Annotated in this window: 18 protein-coding genes; 13 read left to right on the plus strand and 5 right to left on the minus strand. The window is 64.7% G+C overall.

Features of this window, described 5'->3' with window-relative positions:
• Window positions 1-304 precede the first annotated feature (304 nt).
• From QZY01_RS21540 to QZY01_RS21555, 4 genes are read left to right on the plus strand one after another with little or no spacing between them, the layout of a single operon-like run.
• Complete coding sequence (locus QZY01_RS21540; RefSeq protein ID WP_294541325.1) at window positions 305-1,327, plus strand: glycosyl transferase family protein; 1,023 nt, start codon at window positions 305-307, stop codon at window positions 1,325-1,327.
• Window positions 1,328-1,357: 30 nt separating this feature from the next.
• Window positions 1,358-2,794 carry a siroheme synthase CysG gene (gene cysG / locus QZY01_RS21545; RefSeq protein WP_294541326.1) on the plus strand — a complete coding sequence of 479 codons (1,437 nt, stop codon included), beginning with the start codon at window positions 1,358-1,360 and terminating at the stop codon, window positions 2,792-2,794.
• On the plus strand, window positions 2,766-3,869 hold the full coding sequence (locus tag QZY01_RS21550; RefSeq protein WP_294541327.1) for an Mrp/NBP35 family ATP-binding protein: 1,104 nt from the start codon (window positions 2,766-2,768) through the stop codon (window positions 3,867-3,869). Before cysG ends, QZY01_RS21550 begins: the two co-directional genes overlap by 29 nt.
• A gap of 21 nt (window positions 3,870-3,890) precedes the next feature.
• Window positions 3,891-4,490, plus strand: coding sequence for a DsbA family protein (locus tag QZY01_RS21555; RefSeq protein ID WP_294541329.1), 600 nt, complete (start codon window positions 3,891-3,893; stop codon window positions 4,488-4,490).
• Here the strand turns inward: QZY01_RS21555 and QZY01_RS21560 are convergent.
• Together QZY01_RS21560 and QZY01_RS21565 are read right to left on the minus strand one after the other, a co-directional pair.
• Window positions 4,487-4,930 carry a DUF6165 family protein gene (locus tag QZY01_RS21560; RefSeq protein ID WP_294541332.1) on the minus strand — a complete coding sequence of 148 codons (444 nt, stop codon included), beginning with the start codon at window positions 4,928-4,930 and terminating at the stop codon, window positions 4,487-4,489. The genes QZY01_RS21555 and QZY01_RS21560 overlap by 4 nt on opposite strands.
• 85 nt (window positions 4,931-5,015) lie before the next feature.
• Entirely contained in the window at window positions 5,016-5,405 is a 390-nt protein-coding gene (locus QZY01_RS21565; RefSeq protein WP_294541336.1) for a hypothetical protein, read from the minus strand.
• Between the two features lie 454 nt (window positions 5,406-5,859).
• Between QZY01_RS21565 and QZY01_RS21570 the strand changes: the two genes are divergently transcribed.
• Window positions 5,860-6,645 (plus strand): enoyl-CoA hydratase-related protein, encoded by a 786-nt coding sequence (locus QZY01_RS21570; RefSeq protein WP_294541339.1) that lies wholly within the window; start codon window positions 5,860-5,862, stop codon window positions 6,643-6,645.
• A gap of 51 nt (window positions 6,646-6,696) precedes the next feature.
• Here QZY01_RS21570 and QZY01_RS21575 read toward each other — a convergent pair whose 3' ends face one another.
• Complete coding sequence (locus tag QZY01_RS21575) at window positions 6,697-7,632, minus strand: alpha/beta fold hydrolase (RefSeq protein ID WP_294541341.1); 936 nt, start codon at window positions 7,630-7,632, stop codon at window positions 6,697-6,699.
• Between the two features lie 226 nt (window positions 7,633-7,858).
• Here QZY01_RS21575 and QZY01_RS21580 point away from each other — a divergent pair, with 226 nt between their 5' ends.
• The gene (locus QZY01_RS21580) at window positions 7,859-8,383 is read left to right on the plus strand and encodes a phosphate-starvation-inducible PsiE family protein (RefSeq protein ID WP_294541343.1); all 525 of its coding nucleotides are present in this window, start codon (window positions 7,859-7,861) and stop codon (window positions 8,381-8,383) included.
• A 40-nt stretch (window positions 8,384-8,423) separates the two neighbouring features.
• On the opposite strand, the gene QZY01_RS21585 is transcribed toward QZY01_RS21580, so the two are convergent.
• Together QZY01_RS21585 and epsC are read right to left on the minus strand one after the other, a co-directional pair.
• Window positions 8,424-9,773, minus strand: coding sequence for a TAXI family TRAP transporter solute-binding subunit (locus tag QZY01_RS21585; RefSeq protein ID WP_294541344.1), 1,350 nt, complete (start codon window positions 9,771-9,773; stop codon window positions 8,424-8,426).
• A 246-nt stretch (window positions 9,774-10,019) separates the two neighbouring features.
• Window positions 10,020-10,967: a serine O-acetyltransferase EpsC gene (epsC, locus tag QZY01_RS21590; RefSeq protein WP_294541347.1), complete on the minus strand. Its 948-nt coding sequence runs from the start codon at window positions 10,965-10,967 to the stop codon at window positions 10,020-10,022.
• Between the two features lie 419 nt (window positions 10,968-11,386).
• Between epsC and QZY01_RS21595 the strand changes: the two genes are divergently transcribed.
• The 7 genes from QZY01_RS21595 (at window position 11,387) to QZY01_RS21625 (ending at window position 16,507) form a co-directional block, all read left to right on the plus strand.
• Window positions 11,387-11,812, plus strand: a complete 426-nt coding sequence (locus QZY01_RS21595; protein WP_294541349.1) for a hypothetical protein — start codon at window positions 11,387-11,389, stop codon at window positions 11,810-11,812.
• Between the two features lie 470 nt (window positions 11,813-12,282).
• Window positions 12,283-13,029 carry an outer membrane protein gene (locus tag QZY01_RS21600; protein WP_294541352.1) on the plus strand — a complete coding sequence of 249 codons (747 nt, stop codon included), beginning with the start codon at window positions 12,283-12,285 and terminating at the stop codon, window positions 13,027-13,029.
• Window positions 13,030-13,139: 110 nt separating this feature from the next.
• Window positions 13,140-13,409 (plus strand): hypothetical protein, encoded by a 270-nt coding sequence (locus tag QZY01_RS21605; protein WP_294541354.1) that lies wholly within the window; start codon window positions 13,140-13,142, stop codon window positions 13,407-13,409.
• Window positions 13,406-13,933 carry a heme-binding protein gene (locus QZY01_RS21610; protein WP_294541356.1) on the plus strand — a complete coding sequence of 176 codons (528 nt, stop codon included), beginning with the start codon at window positions 13,406-13,408 and terminating at the stop codon, window positions 13,931-13,933. The genes QZY01_RS21605 and QZY01_RS21610 overlap by 4 nt, the downstream gene beginning before the upstream one ends.
• A 293-nt stretch (window positions 13,934-14,226) precedes the next feature.
• A complete protein-coding gene (locus tag QZY01_RS21615; protein ID WP_294541357.1) occupies window positions 14,227-15,552 on the plus strand; it encodes an outer membrane protein transport protein in 1,326 nt (441 codons plus the stop codon).
• Window positions 15,553-15,604: 52 nt separating this feature from the next.
• Window positions 15,605-16,036 (plus strand): YeeE/YedE family protein, encoded by a 432-nt coding sequence (locus QZY01_RS21620; protein WP_294541358.1) that lies wholly within the window; start codon window positions 15,605-15,607, stop codon window positions 16,034-16,036.
• 9 nt (window positions 16,037-16,045) lie between these two features.
• A complete protein-coding gene (locus QZY01_RS21625) occupies window positions 16,046-16,507 on the plus strand; it encodes a DUF6691 family protein (RefSeq protein WP_294541361.1) in 462 nt (153 codons plus the stop codon).
• The last annotated feature ends 1 nt before the right edge of the window (window position 16,508 follow it).

The following is a 16,508-nucleotide window of genomic DNA, read 5'->3' on the forward strand; positions in this document are numbered from 1 at the left end:
ACCGTCATCGCTCGATTGCTTTCGACCTCGAACTCCTCCAACGGCTTGTAACCGGGCGCAGGCGCGGACGCTTGGCGTTGTCGACGTCTCGATGAAAACGCCGTCGGCCTGGAATATGGTCGCGGCTAATGACGGCCGGAATTCGGGGACAGGAAACGAATTGCGCCCCGACGGCCTCGAAAAATTCCGAAATGATGCGCTGGCGCAATTCGATCCGGTCCCCGAATTCCTGGTTCGCGCAAGGCGCTTCGTTCGCCTGCCTTTTCCCGTCGCGCTTGCGGGCCTATGGTCGCCGGCGGACAAAATGTCTACAAGGCCGACTGCCATGCCCCATACGCCCCATCCTTTCGCACGGTTCGTCGCCATTCTCGGGCGCGGCAGGCATCTGAGCCGCCCGCTGACCATCGAGGAGGCCGAAGAGGCGATGGCGATGATTCTGCGCGGCGAGGTTCTGCCCGAACAGCTCGGCGCCTTCCTGATGCTGTTGCGGGTCAAGGAGGAAAGCGGCGCCGAGATTGCCGGCTTCGTCAAGGCCGTGCGGCAAAGCCTGCACGCCTTGCCGCACAATCTCGCGCAAGTCGACTGGTCGTCCTATGCCGGCAAGAAAAGGCAATTGCCGTGGTTCCTGCTGGCGGCGCTTTGCCTCGCGCAAAATGGCCATGGCGTGTTCATGCATGGTTTCGACGGTCACACCGCCGGGCGGCTCTATACCGGCGAGGTTTTGCGCGCGATGGGCCTCGCGCCGGCGAAAAATTTCGACGAGGCGGCGGCGCAACTGGCGCGCCAGAAATTCGCCTATCTGGACCTCGTCCACATCAGCCCGCCGCTGGCGCGGATGATGGGCTTCAAGCGGATTCTCGGGCTTCGCTCGCCGGTCCACACCTTATCGCGGATGATCAACCCCTTTGCCGCGCCCTGCTTGTTGCAGGGGATTTTCCACCCCAATTACATGGCGACCCACCGCGACGCCGCGCTGCTCTTGGGCGAGCGCAATATGGCGGTGTTTCGCGGCGAGGGCGGCGAAATCGAGCGCCGGCCCGGCAAGCCCTGCGAGACCCTCGGGACACGAAACGGCGAGGCTTTCGATGAGCGCTGGCCGCCGCTGATCGAGGAACCGCGCCAATTGCCCGACGAGGCGATGGATTTGTCGCGCCTGCTGGCGGTCTGGCGCGGCGAGGTCCGCGACGTCTATGGCGAGGCCGCCGTGACCGGCACGCTGGCCATCGCCCTGCGCACGATGGGGCTGGCGCCGGACCAGCCGTCGGCGCAGGCTGGCGCGCAAGAATTCTGGGACGCCCGTGATCCGCAAAACCTGATCGCCGCCTGAAACGCCCGAAAATATCAAAATGGAAGCGTCATGAACCGCCTACCCCTGTTTCTCGATGTCAAGGCGCGCCGCATCGGCGTGATCGGCGGCGGGCCTTTGGCCGCCCGCCGGGTCGAGACGCTGTTTCGCGCCGGCGCCGAGATTTTGTTGGCGGCCGACGAATTGAGCCATGAATTCGAGGTTTTGCGCGGAAAATTCCGGCGCGGCGATCTTGCCGACGCGGAGATCTTCGCCGGCTGCGCCTTGTGCTATTTCGCTCCCGAAGACGGCGCGGCGCCCGATGCGGAGCTGTTGGCGCGGGCGCGCGCTGCGGGCGCGCTGGTCAATGTCGCCGACCAGCCGAAACTTTCCGATTTCATCGTGCCTTCGGTGCTCGACCGCAGCCCGCTGGTCGTCGCCATTTCGACCGGCGGCGAAGCCCCTTTGCTCGGGCGGATGCTCAAGGCGCGTCTGGAAACGCTGATCCCGGCCGGTTATGGCCGGCTGGCGGCGCTGGCCGGCTCGGGGCGCGCCGCGCTGGCGGGAAAGTTGACCGGCCATGGCGCGCGCCTGCGCTTTTGGGAGCGGATTTACGATGGCCCTATCGCCGAAATGGCGCTCGCCGGCGACGAGGCCGGCGCGCGGGCGGCGCTGGAGCGCGAAATCGCCGCCTGCGAGCCGGATGGCTCGCCCCGTGGCGCGACCCGTCGCGGCGAGGTCTATCTGGTCGGCGCCGGGCCGGGCGATCCCGATCTTCTGACCTTTCGAGCCTTCCGCCTGATGCAGCAGGCCGATGTCGTGCTGTATGACCGTCTCGTCGATCCCTCGATCATGGACCGCGTGCGCCGCGACGCCGAGCGCATCTATGTCGGCAAGCGCCGCTCCGACCATGCCTTGCCGCAGGAGGAAATCGGCGAGTTGATGGTGCGGCTGGCGCGGGAGGGCAAGCGCGTGCTGCGGCTCAAGGGCGGCGATCCGTTCATTTTCGGACGCGGCGGCGAGGAGATCGAAAAGCTCGCCGAACATCGCATTCCCTTCCAGGTCTGCCCCGGCGTCACGGCGGCGGCGGGTTGTTCGGCCTATGCCGGCATTCCACTGACCCACCGCGACTACGCCCAGTCCTGCGTCTTCGTCACCGGCCACGGCCGGGAGGGGCCGATCGAACTCGACTGGTCGAGCCTGTTGCGCCCGCGCCAGACCGTCGCCATCTACATGGGGCTCGCTCATCTCGCCGTCCTGATGCAGGAATTGCAGCGGCATGGCGCCGATCCTGCAACTCCGGTGGCGATTGTCGAAAACGGCACCCGCGCCAACCAGATCACCGTCACCGGAACGGTCGCGACCATCGCCGGCAAGGCGGTCGAAGCGGGTCTTCGCGGTCCGACCATCATCATTATCGGGCAGGTCGTGCGGCTGCGCGACACGCTCAACTGGTATTCACCGAAAACCGAGGCGAAACATGGCGACGCAAAATTTGGCGACGAATGAACAGGTGCTGGCGGCGCTGCGCCAGATCGCGGGACCGGATGGCAAGACGCCCCTGCCGGACACCGGCATGCTTTCCGGCCTCAATATCCGCGACGGCAAGGTCTATCTGACCTTGACCGTTCCGCCCGATCGCGCGGCGGCGCTGGAGCCGATCCGGCAGGCGGCGCAGAAGGCCCTCGCCGCCCTGCCCGGCGTCGAAGCCGCCTTCGTCGCCCTGACCGCCGAACAGGCGGCGCCGGTCAAAGCGCCGCCCGCCCCCGCTCCCGCGCAAGGGTCGGGCCTCGCCGGGATCAAGAAAATCATCGGCGTCGCCTCGGGCAAGGGCGGCGTCGGCAAGTCCACCACCGCCGCCAATCTCGCGGTGGCGCTGGCGAAGCTCGGCCAAAAGGTCGGGCTGCTCGACGCCGACGTGTTCGGCCCCTCGGTGCCGCTGCTGTTCGGCCTTTCCGGCAAGCCAAGCTTTTCCGACGACGGACATAGTTTGAAGCCGTTCGAGAAATTCGGCGTCAAACTGATGTCGATCGGCTTTCTCGTGCCCGATGACGCCGCCGTGGTCTGGCGCGGTCCGCTCGTGATGACGGCGATCAAGCAATTGCTCAACGATGTCGCCTGGGGAGAACTGGACGTGCTCGTCATCGACATGCCGCCCGGCACCGGCGACGTGCAGCTCACGCTGGCGCAGAACGCCTCGCTGGCCGGCGCCGTGGTGGTGTCGACGCCGCAGGATCTCGCCTTGATCGACGCCCGCCGGGCGGTGGCCATGTTCAGCCAGGTCAAGACTCCCGTCCTCGGCCTGTTCGAGAACATGAGCTATTTCCTGTGCCCGCATTGCGGCGGGCGCAGCGATATTTTCTCGCATGGCGGCGCGCAGGCCGAAGCGCAAAAGAACGGCATGCGTTTTCTTGGCGCGGCGCCGCTCGACATCGCGGTCCGCGAGACCTCGGACCGGGGCGCGCCCGTCGTCGCCTCGGCCCCGGATTCGCCGCAGGCGCAGCCCTATCTCGATCTGGCGCGCGCCGTGCTGGAGGAATTGGGCAAGGCCGGCCGACGCGCGCCGACCATTTCGGTGGGCTGAGGCCGGAACGGAAACGCTTGAATGGATCGTCGCGGCTTGCTCTCCGGCCTCGCCCTGGCCCTCGCCGGTCCGGGGATTTCCCGCGCGCTGGAGTTCGAACCGGCGCCGCTGCCGCCGGGTATCGACCCGGAGGCCGCCCCCGGCCTGTCCTGGGCCGGGGCGGGTCCGGCGGCGATCGAGATTTTCGATTATAATTGCCCCTATTGCCGAGCGATCTTTCAAACGCTCGACGCGCGCGTCGCCAAGAACAGGCTTCGCCTCGGCCTGATCGACAGTCCGCAATTGTCGATCGGCTCGATCCAGGCGGCCAAATTGCGACAGGCGGCGTTGAAGCTGCATGGCCCGGTCAAGGCCTATGCCTTCCACCGCCAGATGTTCGCGCAGCGCGGCGCCATCGACGGCGAAAGCGGCCTCAAGGCGGCGCAGGCGCTGCAATTCGACGTCGCCCAACTGATCGAGACCGCCGACAGCGACCAAACCCGCGACATATTGGTCGGCGCGGCGCATTTCCTCAACAAGGCCGGCGTGCGCGCCACGCCGTCGTTCTTCCTCGGCGGCAAGCTGTTGACCGGCTGGCCCGGCCCGCAGGGGTTCGACGCGATATTGAAGAAGGCGGCCTAATAATCGGGGTGTTCCTTGACCTCGCTCAGCCAACTGCCGGCGGCGGCGGCGATGGCGTTCTTGAGCCGGGCCCGCTCGTCATTGGTGCGATAGACGCTGCGCGCCAGTTCTACGAAACGCGCGTCGAAGGTCTGCGCCCGCTCCATCGCGCGCAGCCCATCCTCGACCTCCCACAGGGTCCGGTTGACCGAAGCGAGCCGCGCCATCAGCGGCCCGATTGTTCCGGCGAGGCTGGTTGCGCCGTCCAGCAGCGGCGCTGCGGCGCGTTGCAGCAGAGTCAGTTCCCGCGCCGCGATCCGTCGCTTTTGCAGATTTTGGACGCGCTCCGTCTTGATCGCCAGAATGGTGATCTTGTCGATCAATTCGCCTGCGGACACCGGAATCAGAACGACGCCGCTTTCGATTTCCGCGAACGCGCGGCGCGCGACCTTACCCGCCATTTCCCTGCCCCGTTAATTCGGGCGGAGCATGAGATCTGGAGCTTGCGCGGAAATGGCCGCGCGCCATCCGCGCACGGCGCAGATATCAGATGGCGGTGTCGGGGCCCCTCAGGACAATCCGCATCGACAGCGGCCGTCCGGCGATGGCCATACCGAGTTTGGTGGTGATCTGCGCCGGAAAACAGCTGTCGAAGGCGCTCGCGACGCTTTCGAGGAACTGTCTCCGGCCGGCGGGATCGAGCGGCGCCTGCAAGTAAGTGACGCGCGGCTTGCCAAACAGCGTGCCGTCCTGGCGCAGGCTGAAATAAAGCGTGATTTCGCCGGGCCGGGCGAAGGAGGATTTTTTAAGACAAAGATCGAGGCTGGCCATCAATTCCCGCAGACTATTGGCCGGCGCCGCTTGCGCCGACGCGCCCGTCAGGGCGAGGGCGCCAAAAGCCGGCGCGAGGACAAAAAAACGACGGGCGCGGCGCATCCTTGGCGGCTCTCCTGTCGCCCCGCGCCGCCCAAGCGGTCGCCACGGCGAGTCGCGGACGATTATAATGAAACAACGGCAAGAGAGTGAATGGACGAGAGCCGCGGCAAGGCCACGACGCTGGCGAACGGGACGCCGGTTTCGGACAAAGGCTCCGCAACAAGCCGGAATGCAAAGTTGTTTTCGATTCAGACCTATCTGAAACGAAGGCGGAGTCGGAACAGACCATTTTTTCTGCGCCGCCGGTTTGACCGAAGGTTGGGTTCAAGCCATTATCGCGACCAAAATCGACGCTGGCCGGCGCCTGCCGGTATGAGCGAAGCCGCGCCGAAAAGCAGCGAAGGAAAAGCAATCGTTATGGTCCTCGACTTCGGTCATGGCGAAAAAAATCGTCATGAACAGCCCGGACCGGAGCCTTTTCGCCAGACAGCGATTGCGGGCAGGAGATGCAACCATGACTCATGCGACAGTCGAAATCGAACGGGCCGGCGGCGTGGCCACCATCTGGATGAATCGTCCGCTACAGCACAACGCCTTCAACCCGCCAATGATCGCCGGCCTTACGGAGGCGCTCGTCGCCGTTGAGGGCGACGCCGCCATCCGCGTCATCGTTGTGGCGGGACGGGGCAAGAGCTTTTCTTCCGGCGCCGATCTCGCCTGGATGAAAGAGGCCGGCGCGAAGGATTACGCCGCCAATCACGCCGACGCCCAAAGCCTCGCGGAAGTGTTCCGCCTGCTGGCGGGCTCAACCAAGCCGACGATTGCGCGCGTCCATGGCGCGGCTTTCGGCGCCGGCGCCGGCCTCGCCGCCGCCTGCGATATCTGCGTCGCCGCGGATCACGCGACTTTCACCATTTCGGAAGTGCGTTTCGGGCTGATCCCCTCGGCCATCGGCCCCTATCTGCTGCGCGCCATCGGGCCGCGGCAGGCCCTGCGCTATTTCCAGACCGCCGAGCGCATTACCGCCCCCCGCGCCCTTCAGCTCGGCCTCGTCCATGAGATTGTCGAAGTCGAGCATATCGACGACAAGATCGCAAAATTGGCCCATAGCCTGTCCAAGGGCGGCCCGAAGGCGCTGGCGGCGGCCAAGGCGCTGATCGGGTTCGCCGCATGGCGGCCGTTCGACGAGACGCTGGTCGACGACACCGCGCGCCGGATCGCGGAGGTGCGCGCGAGCGACGAAGCGAGGGAAGGGATCGCCGCCTTCGCCGAAAAAAGGCCGCCCAACTGGAGCCGGTGAAGGAACTTCCCTTCTCGATGGTCGGGACTCTTCGCCAACATGGAGAAGGGATCACGGCTTCCCGTCGGCGAGAAATCGTTGCAACGGGGCGAGGGACCCGGCCGGATCTTCCTCGAACGGCACATGGCCGAGGTTCGGCAGGCGAACCAGCGTCGCCCGGGGCAGGCTGAGCAAATAGTCGTCCGCGTTGCCGATGGGGATCATGCCGTCTTTCTCGCCCCAGAGCAGCAGCGTCGGGACCTGGATGCGGGCCAGCGTCGGGGCGGGGTCGCGCAGGATCACCTGAGCGGTGCGATCCAGGATCGCCTGCCTGACGCCGGGCGCCAGCAGCAGGTCGCGATACCGGGTGAGCGTCGTCTCGCTCAGGGCCTCCGGGCGCGCATAGGCGGCGGCCAGATTGGCCTTCAACAGGCTGCGCGGCGCGACATAGGGCAGCGCCCGCATGACCAGCGGCGTCTCCGGCGCCCGGTCATAGGCGAATCCGGCGCTGGCGAAGCCGTCGGGGGAAACCAGCGCGAGGCGGGTCACGCGGTCGGGATGCAGGGCGGCAAAGTTCCAGGCGATCCGCCCGCCCAGCGAATTGCCGACAAGGCTGGCGCTCGCGACGCCCAGCTGGTCCATCAGATCGCTCAAAATCTTCATTTCGCGGGCGTCGCTATAGTCGCCCGTGGGGTCGGGGCCGGTCAGGCCAAAGCCCGGCAGGTCTAGACGGATCACGCGATACTGCGCCGACAGGGCCTCGGCCCATGGCTCCCAGGTGTCCAGGCTGGCGCCGAAACCATGCAGCAGGATCACGGCCGGCGCGTCGCGCGGCCCGGTGTCGCGCAGGCGCAGGCGTACGCCGTCAACCGCGCGGTAGTCGCCCGGATAGGCCGCCTCCAGCGCCGCGCGCGACTTGTCGGGAGCATAGAACAGCAGGGCCAGCGCGACGACGGCCAGTGCTGCCAGTCCCGCCAGCCAGGAAAGAAGGGTCCGTGTCGTTGTCACCGTCCCGGCCAAAGCGGCTCCGATTCATCCCGCAACCCGGCGCAGTTTGGCGCTCGCCCCGCACGGTTTGCCGCCGCAAGACAGGCGCGATGATGTTTCGCCAATCCCGATCGGTCAAGGGCGCATCGGCGCGCGCGCCTCCGTCGTTCAGATTTCCGAATAGCCCGGGGCAACGCCCTCGCGTATAAACGGAAACTGCGCTGATCGATGCAGGCGAGGGGTCGGTATGGAAAGCAAGAAATCCGAACAGCCCGACGCGGAATCCAACTGGATCGGCCGCGTTTCCAGCCGGGCGTTTCTGCGCATCGAGGTCTCGGCCTATCTCGTGCTGGGCTTGCTGCTCGCGCTGGTCGCCATCCTCGGGACGGTCAGCGCCATGTTCGCGCTCGTGCAGGCGGCGCAGGAACTGGGCGTCTCGCTGCCGCTCGTCGCCACGATGGACCGCATCCTTCTGGTCTTGATGGTCATCGAAATCCTGCACACCGTGCGAGTCTCGTTCAACGAAGGCGCGCTGGTTTGCGAGCCGTTTCTCGTCGTCGGGCTGATCGCATCGATTCGCCGCGTGCTCGTCATCACGCTCGAATCCGCGCAGGCGCAGGAGCCGGGCAAATGGACGCCGGAAGCGCAGGGCCTGTTCAACTCCTCGATGATCGAACTCGGCGTTCTGGGCGGATTGATCGTCGCGATGGTCTGGTCGATCTATCTGCTGCGCCGCAGCGATCCGCCCCATGCGGATCGGCAGAAAATTTAAGAACATTTCCTGCGGGAGCGGACGGTGTTTTTGCGATGGCTCATCCGGCCAGATTTTCTTCGGTTGGCATCACCGGCGCGCGGGCCAGCCCGGAGATTTCGCGGCGGCGCCGGTCGATGGCGCGGCGCGCGTGATCGATCGCCAGCGTCGAGGCCGGAAGCTGCGAAGCGTCGGACGATCCCCCGGCGATCTTGCTGACGCAGTCGGCGACGAGTTTGTTGAGTTCGGCCTCGATCCGGTCGAGTTCGGCGGCGTCGGCGTTGCGCGCGGCGTCGGCGATCACCAGAATCTCGTAGACCTGCAACTGATCGCTGACCATTTTCTTGCTGGCGCGATGGCCAAACAGCACCGCGCCCAGCGAGCCCAGCAGGCTCAGCGGGATGCCGACGATATAGACATATTGCTGCAACGAATCGAGAAAGCTCTGGTCGCCATCGTTCAGATAGGACGAAACGCCGGAATGGACCGGCAGCACCGGACTGGAGCTGTCGGTGTCGGGCGCCTCGATCTGGGTGACCACCGTCGTCGCCGCCATCAATTTGGCCTTGGAGTCGAAAACCGCCTTGCCGATCAGGCCGGCGACGATGTTGAGCATGGTTTCGGGAACGACGAGGCGATAGGTCACGGCAAGGCAGGTCACGGTGTCGTCGGGCGTCGCCGGATGGCCCTTGAAAGCGCCTTCGGGAACATCGATGGATTCGAATCCGGGAAACCGCTTGACGATGGCGTCGGCCTGATCGATCGCCAGAAGTTGCGGCGCGCCTTTGGTCGCCTTGGAGATCGAGGCCACGACATTGACCGGACCGCCCGGCCCGATCGGACCGATCGTCAGCGCCGCCGCGGCATGTTTATGGTGGATCGCCGGGCCGATCTCGGCGACCGGCAGGAACAGCTTTTTCACTTTCTCCGGCGGAATGTTGAAATAGGAGAGGATGGTGTCGAGCGCCCTGGCGTTGAAATCCTGATTCGGCCCGGTGGGGATGGCGACCGTCTTGCCCGCCAGCGCCGAAGGATCGCCGATCGACGAACCGGCGGGAACCAGGAAAGCCACCACGTCCCGGCGCAGGATGGCGACGGTCTGGCCGTTGGAAGGCGGCGAAACGTCGGTGCGCACGACGGCAATGTCCGCCTTGCCATCTTCCATCGCCTTGGCGCTTGCGGCCAGATCGGCGACCTGAACCGTTTCAAAACGCAGGCGCGGATAGGTCTTGGCCATGACTCCGACAAAGGCGCCGGTGAATTTCTGCCCGATGGTGTCGGGGACGCCCGAGGTGATGCGCAAGGTCACGTGCGGCGACAGGAAATAGCCGACCCCCAGCGCCGCCCCCGCCAGCAGGCAGAAGCCGGCAAGGATAAGGGTCGCGGTCCGCAGCGAAGGCAGTTTGAACAAGCCGCGTTCCCCTTGTTTGGCGGCCCCAGCCTGATTTTCGCCGCCTGCAGACTACCCGGACCACGATCCGGGCCGGGTCATGGCCCCGTCGCGGCGACCTTGCGCGCCATAGTCTGCCTGCTCTCCGGCGCCATATCAAGCGACGGGACGGCCCTTTTCAACCGGGGAAAGTAAAGGCGCGGGCCGGGCGCCGGCTTTTCGCGACGGCCTGGAACAGGCGCCGGAAGGATGCGCTCGCCGGTCGGTTCAAATTCCGCCGCCATCGTCGAAACTGTCGCTCAGTTCCCTCGCCTGGGTGATATTGCTTCCCGGCGGCACGCTATGGGTCAGCCAGACGCTCCCCCCGATGGTCGATCCGCGTCCGATGGTGATTCTGCCGAGGATGGTCGCGCCGGCATAGATCACCACGTCGTCCTCGACCGTGGGATGGCGGGGCTGTCCCTTGACGAGGCCGCCGCCGGCCGCCTTTTCGAACCTTTTCGCGCCGAGCGTCACGGCCTGATAAAGCCGGACGTTGCGGCCGATCACCGCTGTCTCGCCAATGACGACGCCGGTGCCGTGGTCGATGAAAAAACCCTCGCCGATCCGCGCTCCCGGATGAATGTCGATCGCCGTCGCCGAATGGGACGCCTCCGCAATAATCCGCGCCAGCATGGTCGCGCCGAGAAGATAAAGCTGGTGCGCCAGCCGATGGCGGATCATCGCGCTGACGCCGGGATAGCAGAAAACCACCTCGTCGAGGCTTTTCGCGGCGGGATCGCCGTGAAAAGCGGCGTGGATGTCGGTGTCGAGCAAGGCGCGCAATCCGGGCAGGCTGGCGGCGAATTGCTTGACGATTTCGAGCGCCTGCCGGTCATGCTCGTCGTGACCGGATTCCGGATGCGCGGAATGGAGATCGAGTTCGCGCCGCACCTGCTCGCGCAGCGACCGCAAGGTCGCCGAGAGGGTGTAGCGCAAAAAGCCGTCGGTGCAATCGACCGTCAATTCCGGTGGGCCGAAATGCCTTGGATAGAGCGCGGCGACCAGCCCGTCGACGATGCTTTTCATCGCCTCCCGCGAGGGAAGTTCGGGCAGGCGCCCTTCGCGATAGCGGCGCTTCTGCGAAGCGGCGCGCAGCTTGCGCAACTCCGCGACGATTTCCTCGAGATTGAGAAACGCATCGATCCCGGCGCTCGGCTTGACTGGCGCGTTCATGCCCAAAACCCCTCCGCGTCGATCCGCTTGCCGATGGAAACCGCGCAAGGCGCATCGCTCGCAGGTTTTTCGAGACTAATCGACAATTTTTTACCCCATGCGACCGGCCTGAACGGCAAAATCGCCAGCGCCCGAGATTGCCCCTGGGAGTCTTCGGCGAAAAACCGGCGCCGCTTTTTCGCTCGTCATTCCAGGACGGATCTGGTTGATCCATAGATATTGTGAGATCGTACCGTATGGCAAGCATTCGCTCCGATGATTTCCTCGGCTTGCGGGCGGCTTCCGCAGTCGAAATCAAAGCGCGTTCGCGGCCCGCCATTGTTTTGCGGCGACTTTAATCCTATTTATTATATAGTATTATGATCCACCCACGGGCGCCGCAAAGCGCGCCCCCTGCCGCCAACATGAGGAAGATGACGATGAGCAGCCAATGGGACTATCAGATCCGCGTCCTTCTGGCGGACGCCTACGCCACCATCGCCCACGACAAGCCGGACAGTCCTTCGCTCGCGCCCGTCGCCGATATTCTCGCCCGGCATGGCGCCGCCCTGCAAAGCCAGTACGACGCTTTCGCCGGTTATGTCGCGGAAGCGGAACGCGAGGGTCCCGAAACCTACCCGCTCTACAAATGGACCAAGGCGACCATCGAGGACCCGGTCAAGAAGGCCAAGCACCAAAAAATTTTCACGATCTACGTCGAAGGCGAGCAAGTCTACGCCAAGGAGAAGGCCGAAGCGCTGGAGGCGGAATTCTTGCCGCTCGTCGGTGGCGGGATCGTCGAGAAGGTTTCGAAATACGACACCAATCCGGAGAATAATCCGCAGGCGCCGGCGCATCTGCGCTGAAAAAGCCCCGGCCCGAGCTCCGCTTTGTTGCCGGCGCGACCTGCAAGTCCAGGAGGGAGGCGGCTGGGTTGTTGCGAGAACCCACCTAGAGCGTTTTCCAGCGAAGTGGACACCGGTTCGCGTGAAGAAAACGCGTAAAAACAAGAAACTGGAGCCCCGATCCGATTCAATCGGATCGGGGCGCCAGTCCTCCCTCCGAGCGGCGGCCTGACTCATCGCCGTCCACCCTTTTGTAAACACGACGGGCCCCCGCGCATCGGGGCTCGCGCCGGCGGCGCGGGAAAAACCGGCCGCGTGGAGGAAAAAAGGCTTGCTTATAATAATATTATCTTGATAGGATTACTATGGTTGGGAAAGAGCGCCGGGCCTGGAAAGACCCGGAAAGAACGTGAGCGCCGCCGGATGGGGCGGGGTCGCGCGTCGCCGAGCTCCCTTTCCCTCGCGTTGGATTCAAATCGGGAACATCGAAAATGCGCAAGCTAAATGCTCTTCTCCTGGCGTTCACGGCTTTGACCGGCGCCGCCTTCGCCGCCGATCTGCCGGCCCAGAAATCCGCGCCTGTCGCCGTGGAGCCGGCCATCAACTGGACCGGCGTCTATGCCGGCCTGCAACTGGGCGGCGCTTTCGGCAACACCGATCTCACCCTTCCCAACAATGGTTATTCCGAAAGCTGGGGCAATAATGGCGTCATCGGCGGCGGCCATATCGGCTATAATTACCAGGTCCAGTCCTTTGTCCTCGGCGCCGAGGCCTCCTTCGATCTGTTGAGCGTCAAGGGAAGCCAGACCACCAATATCGCTTTCGCGCCAAACATTTTTACCGGATCGTCCTATCACGACTACATCATCTCGGCCGACGGGCGGCTGGGCTATGTTTACAAGAACCTGTTGATTTACGCGGTCGGCGGCTATGCCTTCGCCGCCAACAACAGCGCCCTGACCCTCAACAGCGTGCAGATCGGCAGCGTTTCGAACACGATCAATGGCTATGATGTCGGCGGCGGCGTCGAATATGCGCTCAACAACCAATGGTCCGTGCGCGGCGAATATCGCTATTATAACTTCCAGAACAATACGAATCATTTCTCGACGAGCAACAAAACCTTCACCAACAGCGTTTTCACGCAGAGCGTGAACTTCAACGTCTTCCGCGCCGGCGTCTCCTATAAATTTGCCCAGCCGGAACCGGCTGTGGTCGCAACCAACGCCAAATATTGAGGTCGGCAAACTTTTTCGGGAGCGCAGGCCGGACCTGACCGTCGGGCCTGCGCATTCCGAGGCATCTGTTTTTAAACGGTTTCACGAAACGGCGACGGCGAGGACCTGTCATGCCCGCAGCCCCTGTCCGCGATATCGGCGCCGACGTCTCGGGAATTCTGACCCAGGAGGGCGACGGCTTTCGCTTCCTCGCGGTGAAAAACGCCCTGGCTTCGCTGGACGGCAAAATATTCGACAGTCCCGAAAATGCGTTGCGCGCCATCGCCGCATCGCTTTTTCAGGAGCCGCCGTCCCTTTCCCACCGCGATTTCCTTGCGGCGCCGTTCCGGTCGGAACGCTCCCGCTCCTTTCAAGCAAAACTGGAGAAACTGGAAAAATGAAAAATTTCAGCACGTCTGTCCTGTGGTTCCTTGGCTGCGCCGGCGTCGCGCTGGCGCAGGGCGCCCCCGCCCCGGCCGGCGCGCCGCAAAACCCGCCGCCGCCGCCCGCTCGCGGACCGGGGCTGGATCTGGCCCTCGAGGCCGCGCAGACGGCGCTCGAAGCCGCCAGGGTCGGCGAGCAGAAAGTCGCCGTCAGCATCATCGACTCCGCCGGCGTGCTGAAGGCGGTGCTGGTGTCCGACGGAACCGGGCCGCGCGCCGTGCAGAACAGCAATTTCAAGGCGCAGGCGGCGCTCGCCTTCAAGGAGCCCTCCGGTCAACTGGCGGAAGAGGTCAAGACCAACAAGGAGCTGGCCGACAAGATCGCCGCCAATCCGAACTATCTCGCCCGCGCCGGGGCCGTGCTGATCAAGGTCAATGACGAGGTGATCGGCGCCATCGGCGTCGGCGGCGCGCGCGGTTCGGACAAGGACGAGGCCTACGCCAAAGCCGGACTGGAGAAAATCCAGGCGCGTGTGAAATAAGTCACACCGAAAAAGCCGATGAATCCAGACGCGCGAAGAGGTTCGCGCGTCTTTTTTTCGCCCGGGGCGACGGGTTATGCGACGCAAACAAAAGGGAAATTGGCGCCGCGCATAGCGACAAAGGGCCAAGCCTGCCGCCGCTCTCGCGCGGGCGTTAATGGGTCGCAGCCATTAATTGACTGTTTTTATAGATACACTCAAGATATCGACGATTCGTGTTTTGTGGCGCGCCGCCGCGATGCTTGCCAGACAAGCGCAAGCCGGCGCGCCAGACCAATGAAAAGGATTCCGGCATGCCGACGAAAATGAAAAACCCGCTCCGCATCGGCCTGCGCGCCGGCCTGGGCGCGCTGGTCATCGGCGCGGCGATGACCGGCGGCGCGGGCGCCACCGAAGGCTATTTCCTCGAAGGTTCGGGCGCGCGCGAACAGGGGCTGGCCGGCGCGGGCAGCGCCAATTCGCAGGACGGCTTCACCACCGCCAATAATCCGGCCGGCCTCGTCGAGGTGGGTCACCAGATCAACGGCGATCTGTCGCTGTTCAATCCCACCCGGCAATATAGCGCCAGCGGCACGGGGCTGGTCGCGCCCGGCACGGTCAAGAGCGGCCGCGACATTTTCGTCATCCCGGCGCTCGGCTACGCCGTTCCCCTTAGCGGCGATTCCGCGCTGGGCGTCGCCGTTACCGGAAACGGCGGCATGAACACCACCTATTACGGCAACGTCAGATGCGCCATCGGCGCGCCCGGCGTGTTCTGCGGCGGCAAGGCCGGCGTCGATCTCAACCAGGCGCTGATCACGGTCGGCTATGCGCAACGCTTTGGCGCGCTGTCGCTCGGCATTGCGCCGGTGCTGGGGGTGCAGGTGTTCTCGGCCTATGGCCTCGGCGCTTTCGGCCAGTTCGGACTTTCCTCCAACCCGGCCTGGCTGAGCGACCACTCGCCCTCCTATTCGGTCGGCGGCGGCCTGCGCGCCGGCGCGCAATACCACATCAGCGAGCAATTGACCGTCGCGGTCGCCGGCTCGACGCCGATCTGGAGCTCGCCATTCGAAAATTACCGCGGGCTGTTCGCCGGCGGCGGCAATTTCGATGTTCCCGGCGAAATCGGCGCGGGCGTCGCCTACAAGATCACGCCGGTCTTCACCGTGATGGCCGACTACAAGCATATTTTCTATTCGGGCGTGAAATCGGTCGCCAATCAAAGTTCGCCGCTGCTGCCGGGATCGCTTGGAAGCGCCAATGGTCCGGGCTTCGGCTGGCGCGACGTCGATGTCGCAGCGCTCGGCCTCGAATGGCGCGCGCTGGAATTTCTGACCCTGCGCGCCGGCTACGCCTATAACACCCAGCCGATCACCGCGGCCAACGTGACGTTCAACATTCTCGCGCCGGGCGTGGTGACCAATCATATCAGCGGCGGCTTCACTTATGCGGTGAACCATAATTCGGCCATCGACTTCGCGCTGATCTATTCGCCGCGCATCGGCGTGTCCGGGCCGGAAGTCACGCCGTTCGGCCGGACGCCGGGCTCGAACATCGATATTTCGATGTCGCAACTCCAGGTGACTCTGGGCTATACCTACCACTTCGACGCCCCGAAGACGGTGATCGCCAAATATTGAGCTCGCAGGCCGGAACCCTCGGGGCGGTCATCGAGCCGACAAGGTCCGTTCCATGCAGATCGACTGGGTTCATTTCACGCCATGGTCCGCCCTCGCGGGAGGTGTGCTGATCGGCCTTGCCGCCGCCTGGATGCTGCTGGTCGAGGGCCGCATCCTCGGGGCCTCGGGCATCATTGGCGGGCTTTTGACGCCGAGGCGCGGCGACATTTTTTGGCGCGCGGCGTTGATCCTCGGCTTGGTCGCTTCGCCGGCGCTGGCCCACCTGCTGTTCGGGACCGTCGGCGCCGGAGTTTCGGCCGGCCTTCCGATGCTGATCGCCGCCGGGTTGCTGGTCGGGTTCGGAAGCCGGCTGGGCAAGGGCTGCACCAGCGGCCACGGCGTGTGCGGCCTCGCCCGGCTGTCGCCGCGCTCCGCAGTGGCGACCGGCGCCTTCATGGCGTCGGGCTTTCTGACAGTCTTCATTATCCGCCATCTCCTGAGCTGAGGCGCAACCATGGCCTTTCTTTCCCCGCTCGTCGCCGGTTTGATCTTCGGGCTCGGCCTTTGCCTCTCCGGCATGATCGATCCCGCCAAAGTGCTGGCCTTTCTCGATCTCGCGGGAATGTGGGACCCCTCGCTCGCGCTTGTCATGGGCGGCGCCGTGACGGTGGCCTTCATCGCCTTCCGCATCGCCGGCCATCGCGCGTCGAGCTTCGCCGGGCGGAATTTCGAGATTCCCAAAACCCGCAAAATCGACGCAAAACTGGTCGGCGGCGCGGTGATTTTCGGCACAGGCTGGGGACTGGCCGGGCTCTGCCCGGCGCCGGCCATCGTCAATATTGGCTTTCTCGACCCGCGCGCCGTCCTTTTCGTGCTGGCGATGCTCGCCGGCATGAAACTCGGCGACGTCTTCTCAGATTCTCCGACCGGCGAAGCGGAGTCGCCCGCCGCAAAGCAAGCCGCCAATTCTGTTTGAA

This window comes from uncultured Rhodoblastus sp. (assembly GCF_903903185.1).
Taxonomy (GTDB): domain Bacteria; phylum Pseudomonadota; class Alphaproteobacteria; order Rhizobiales; family Beijerinckiaceae; genus Rhodoblastus.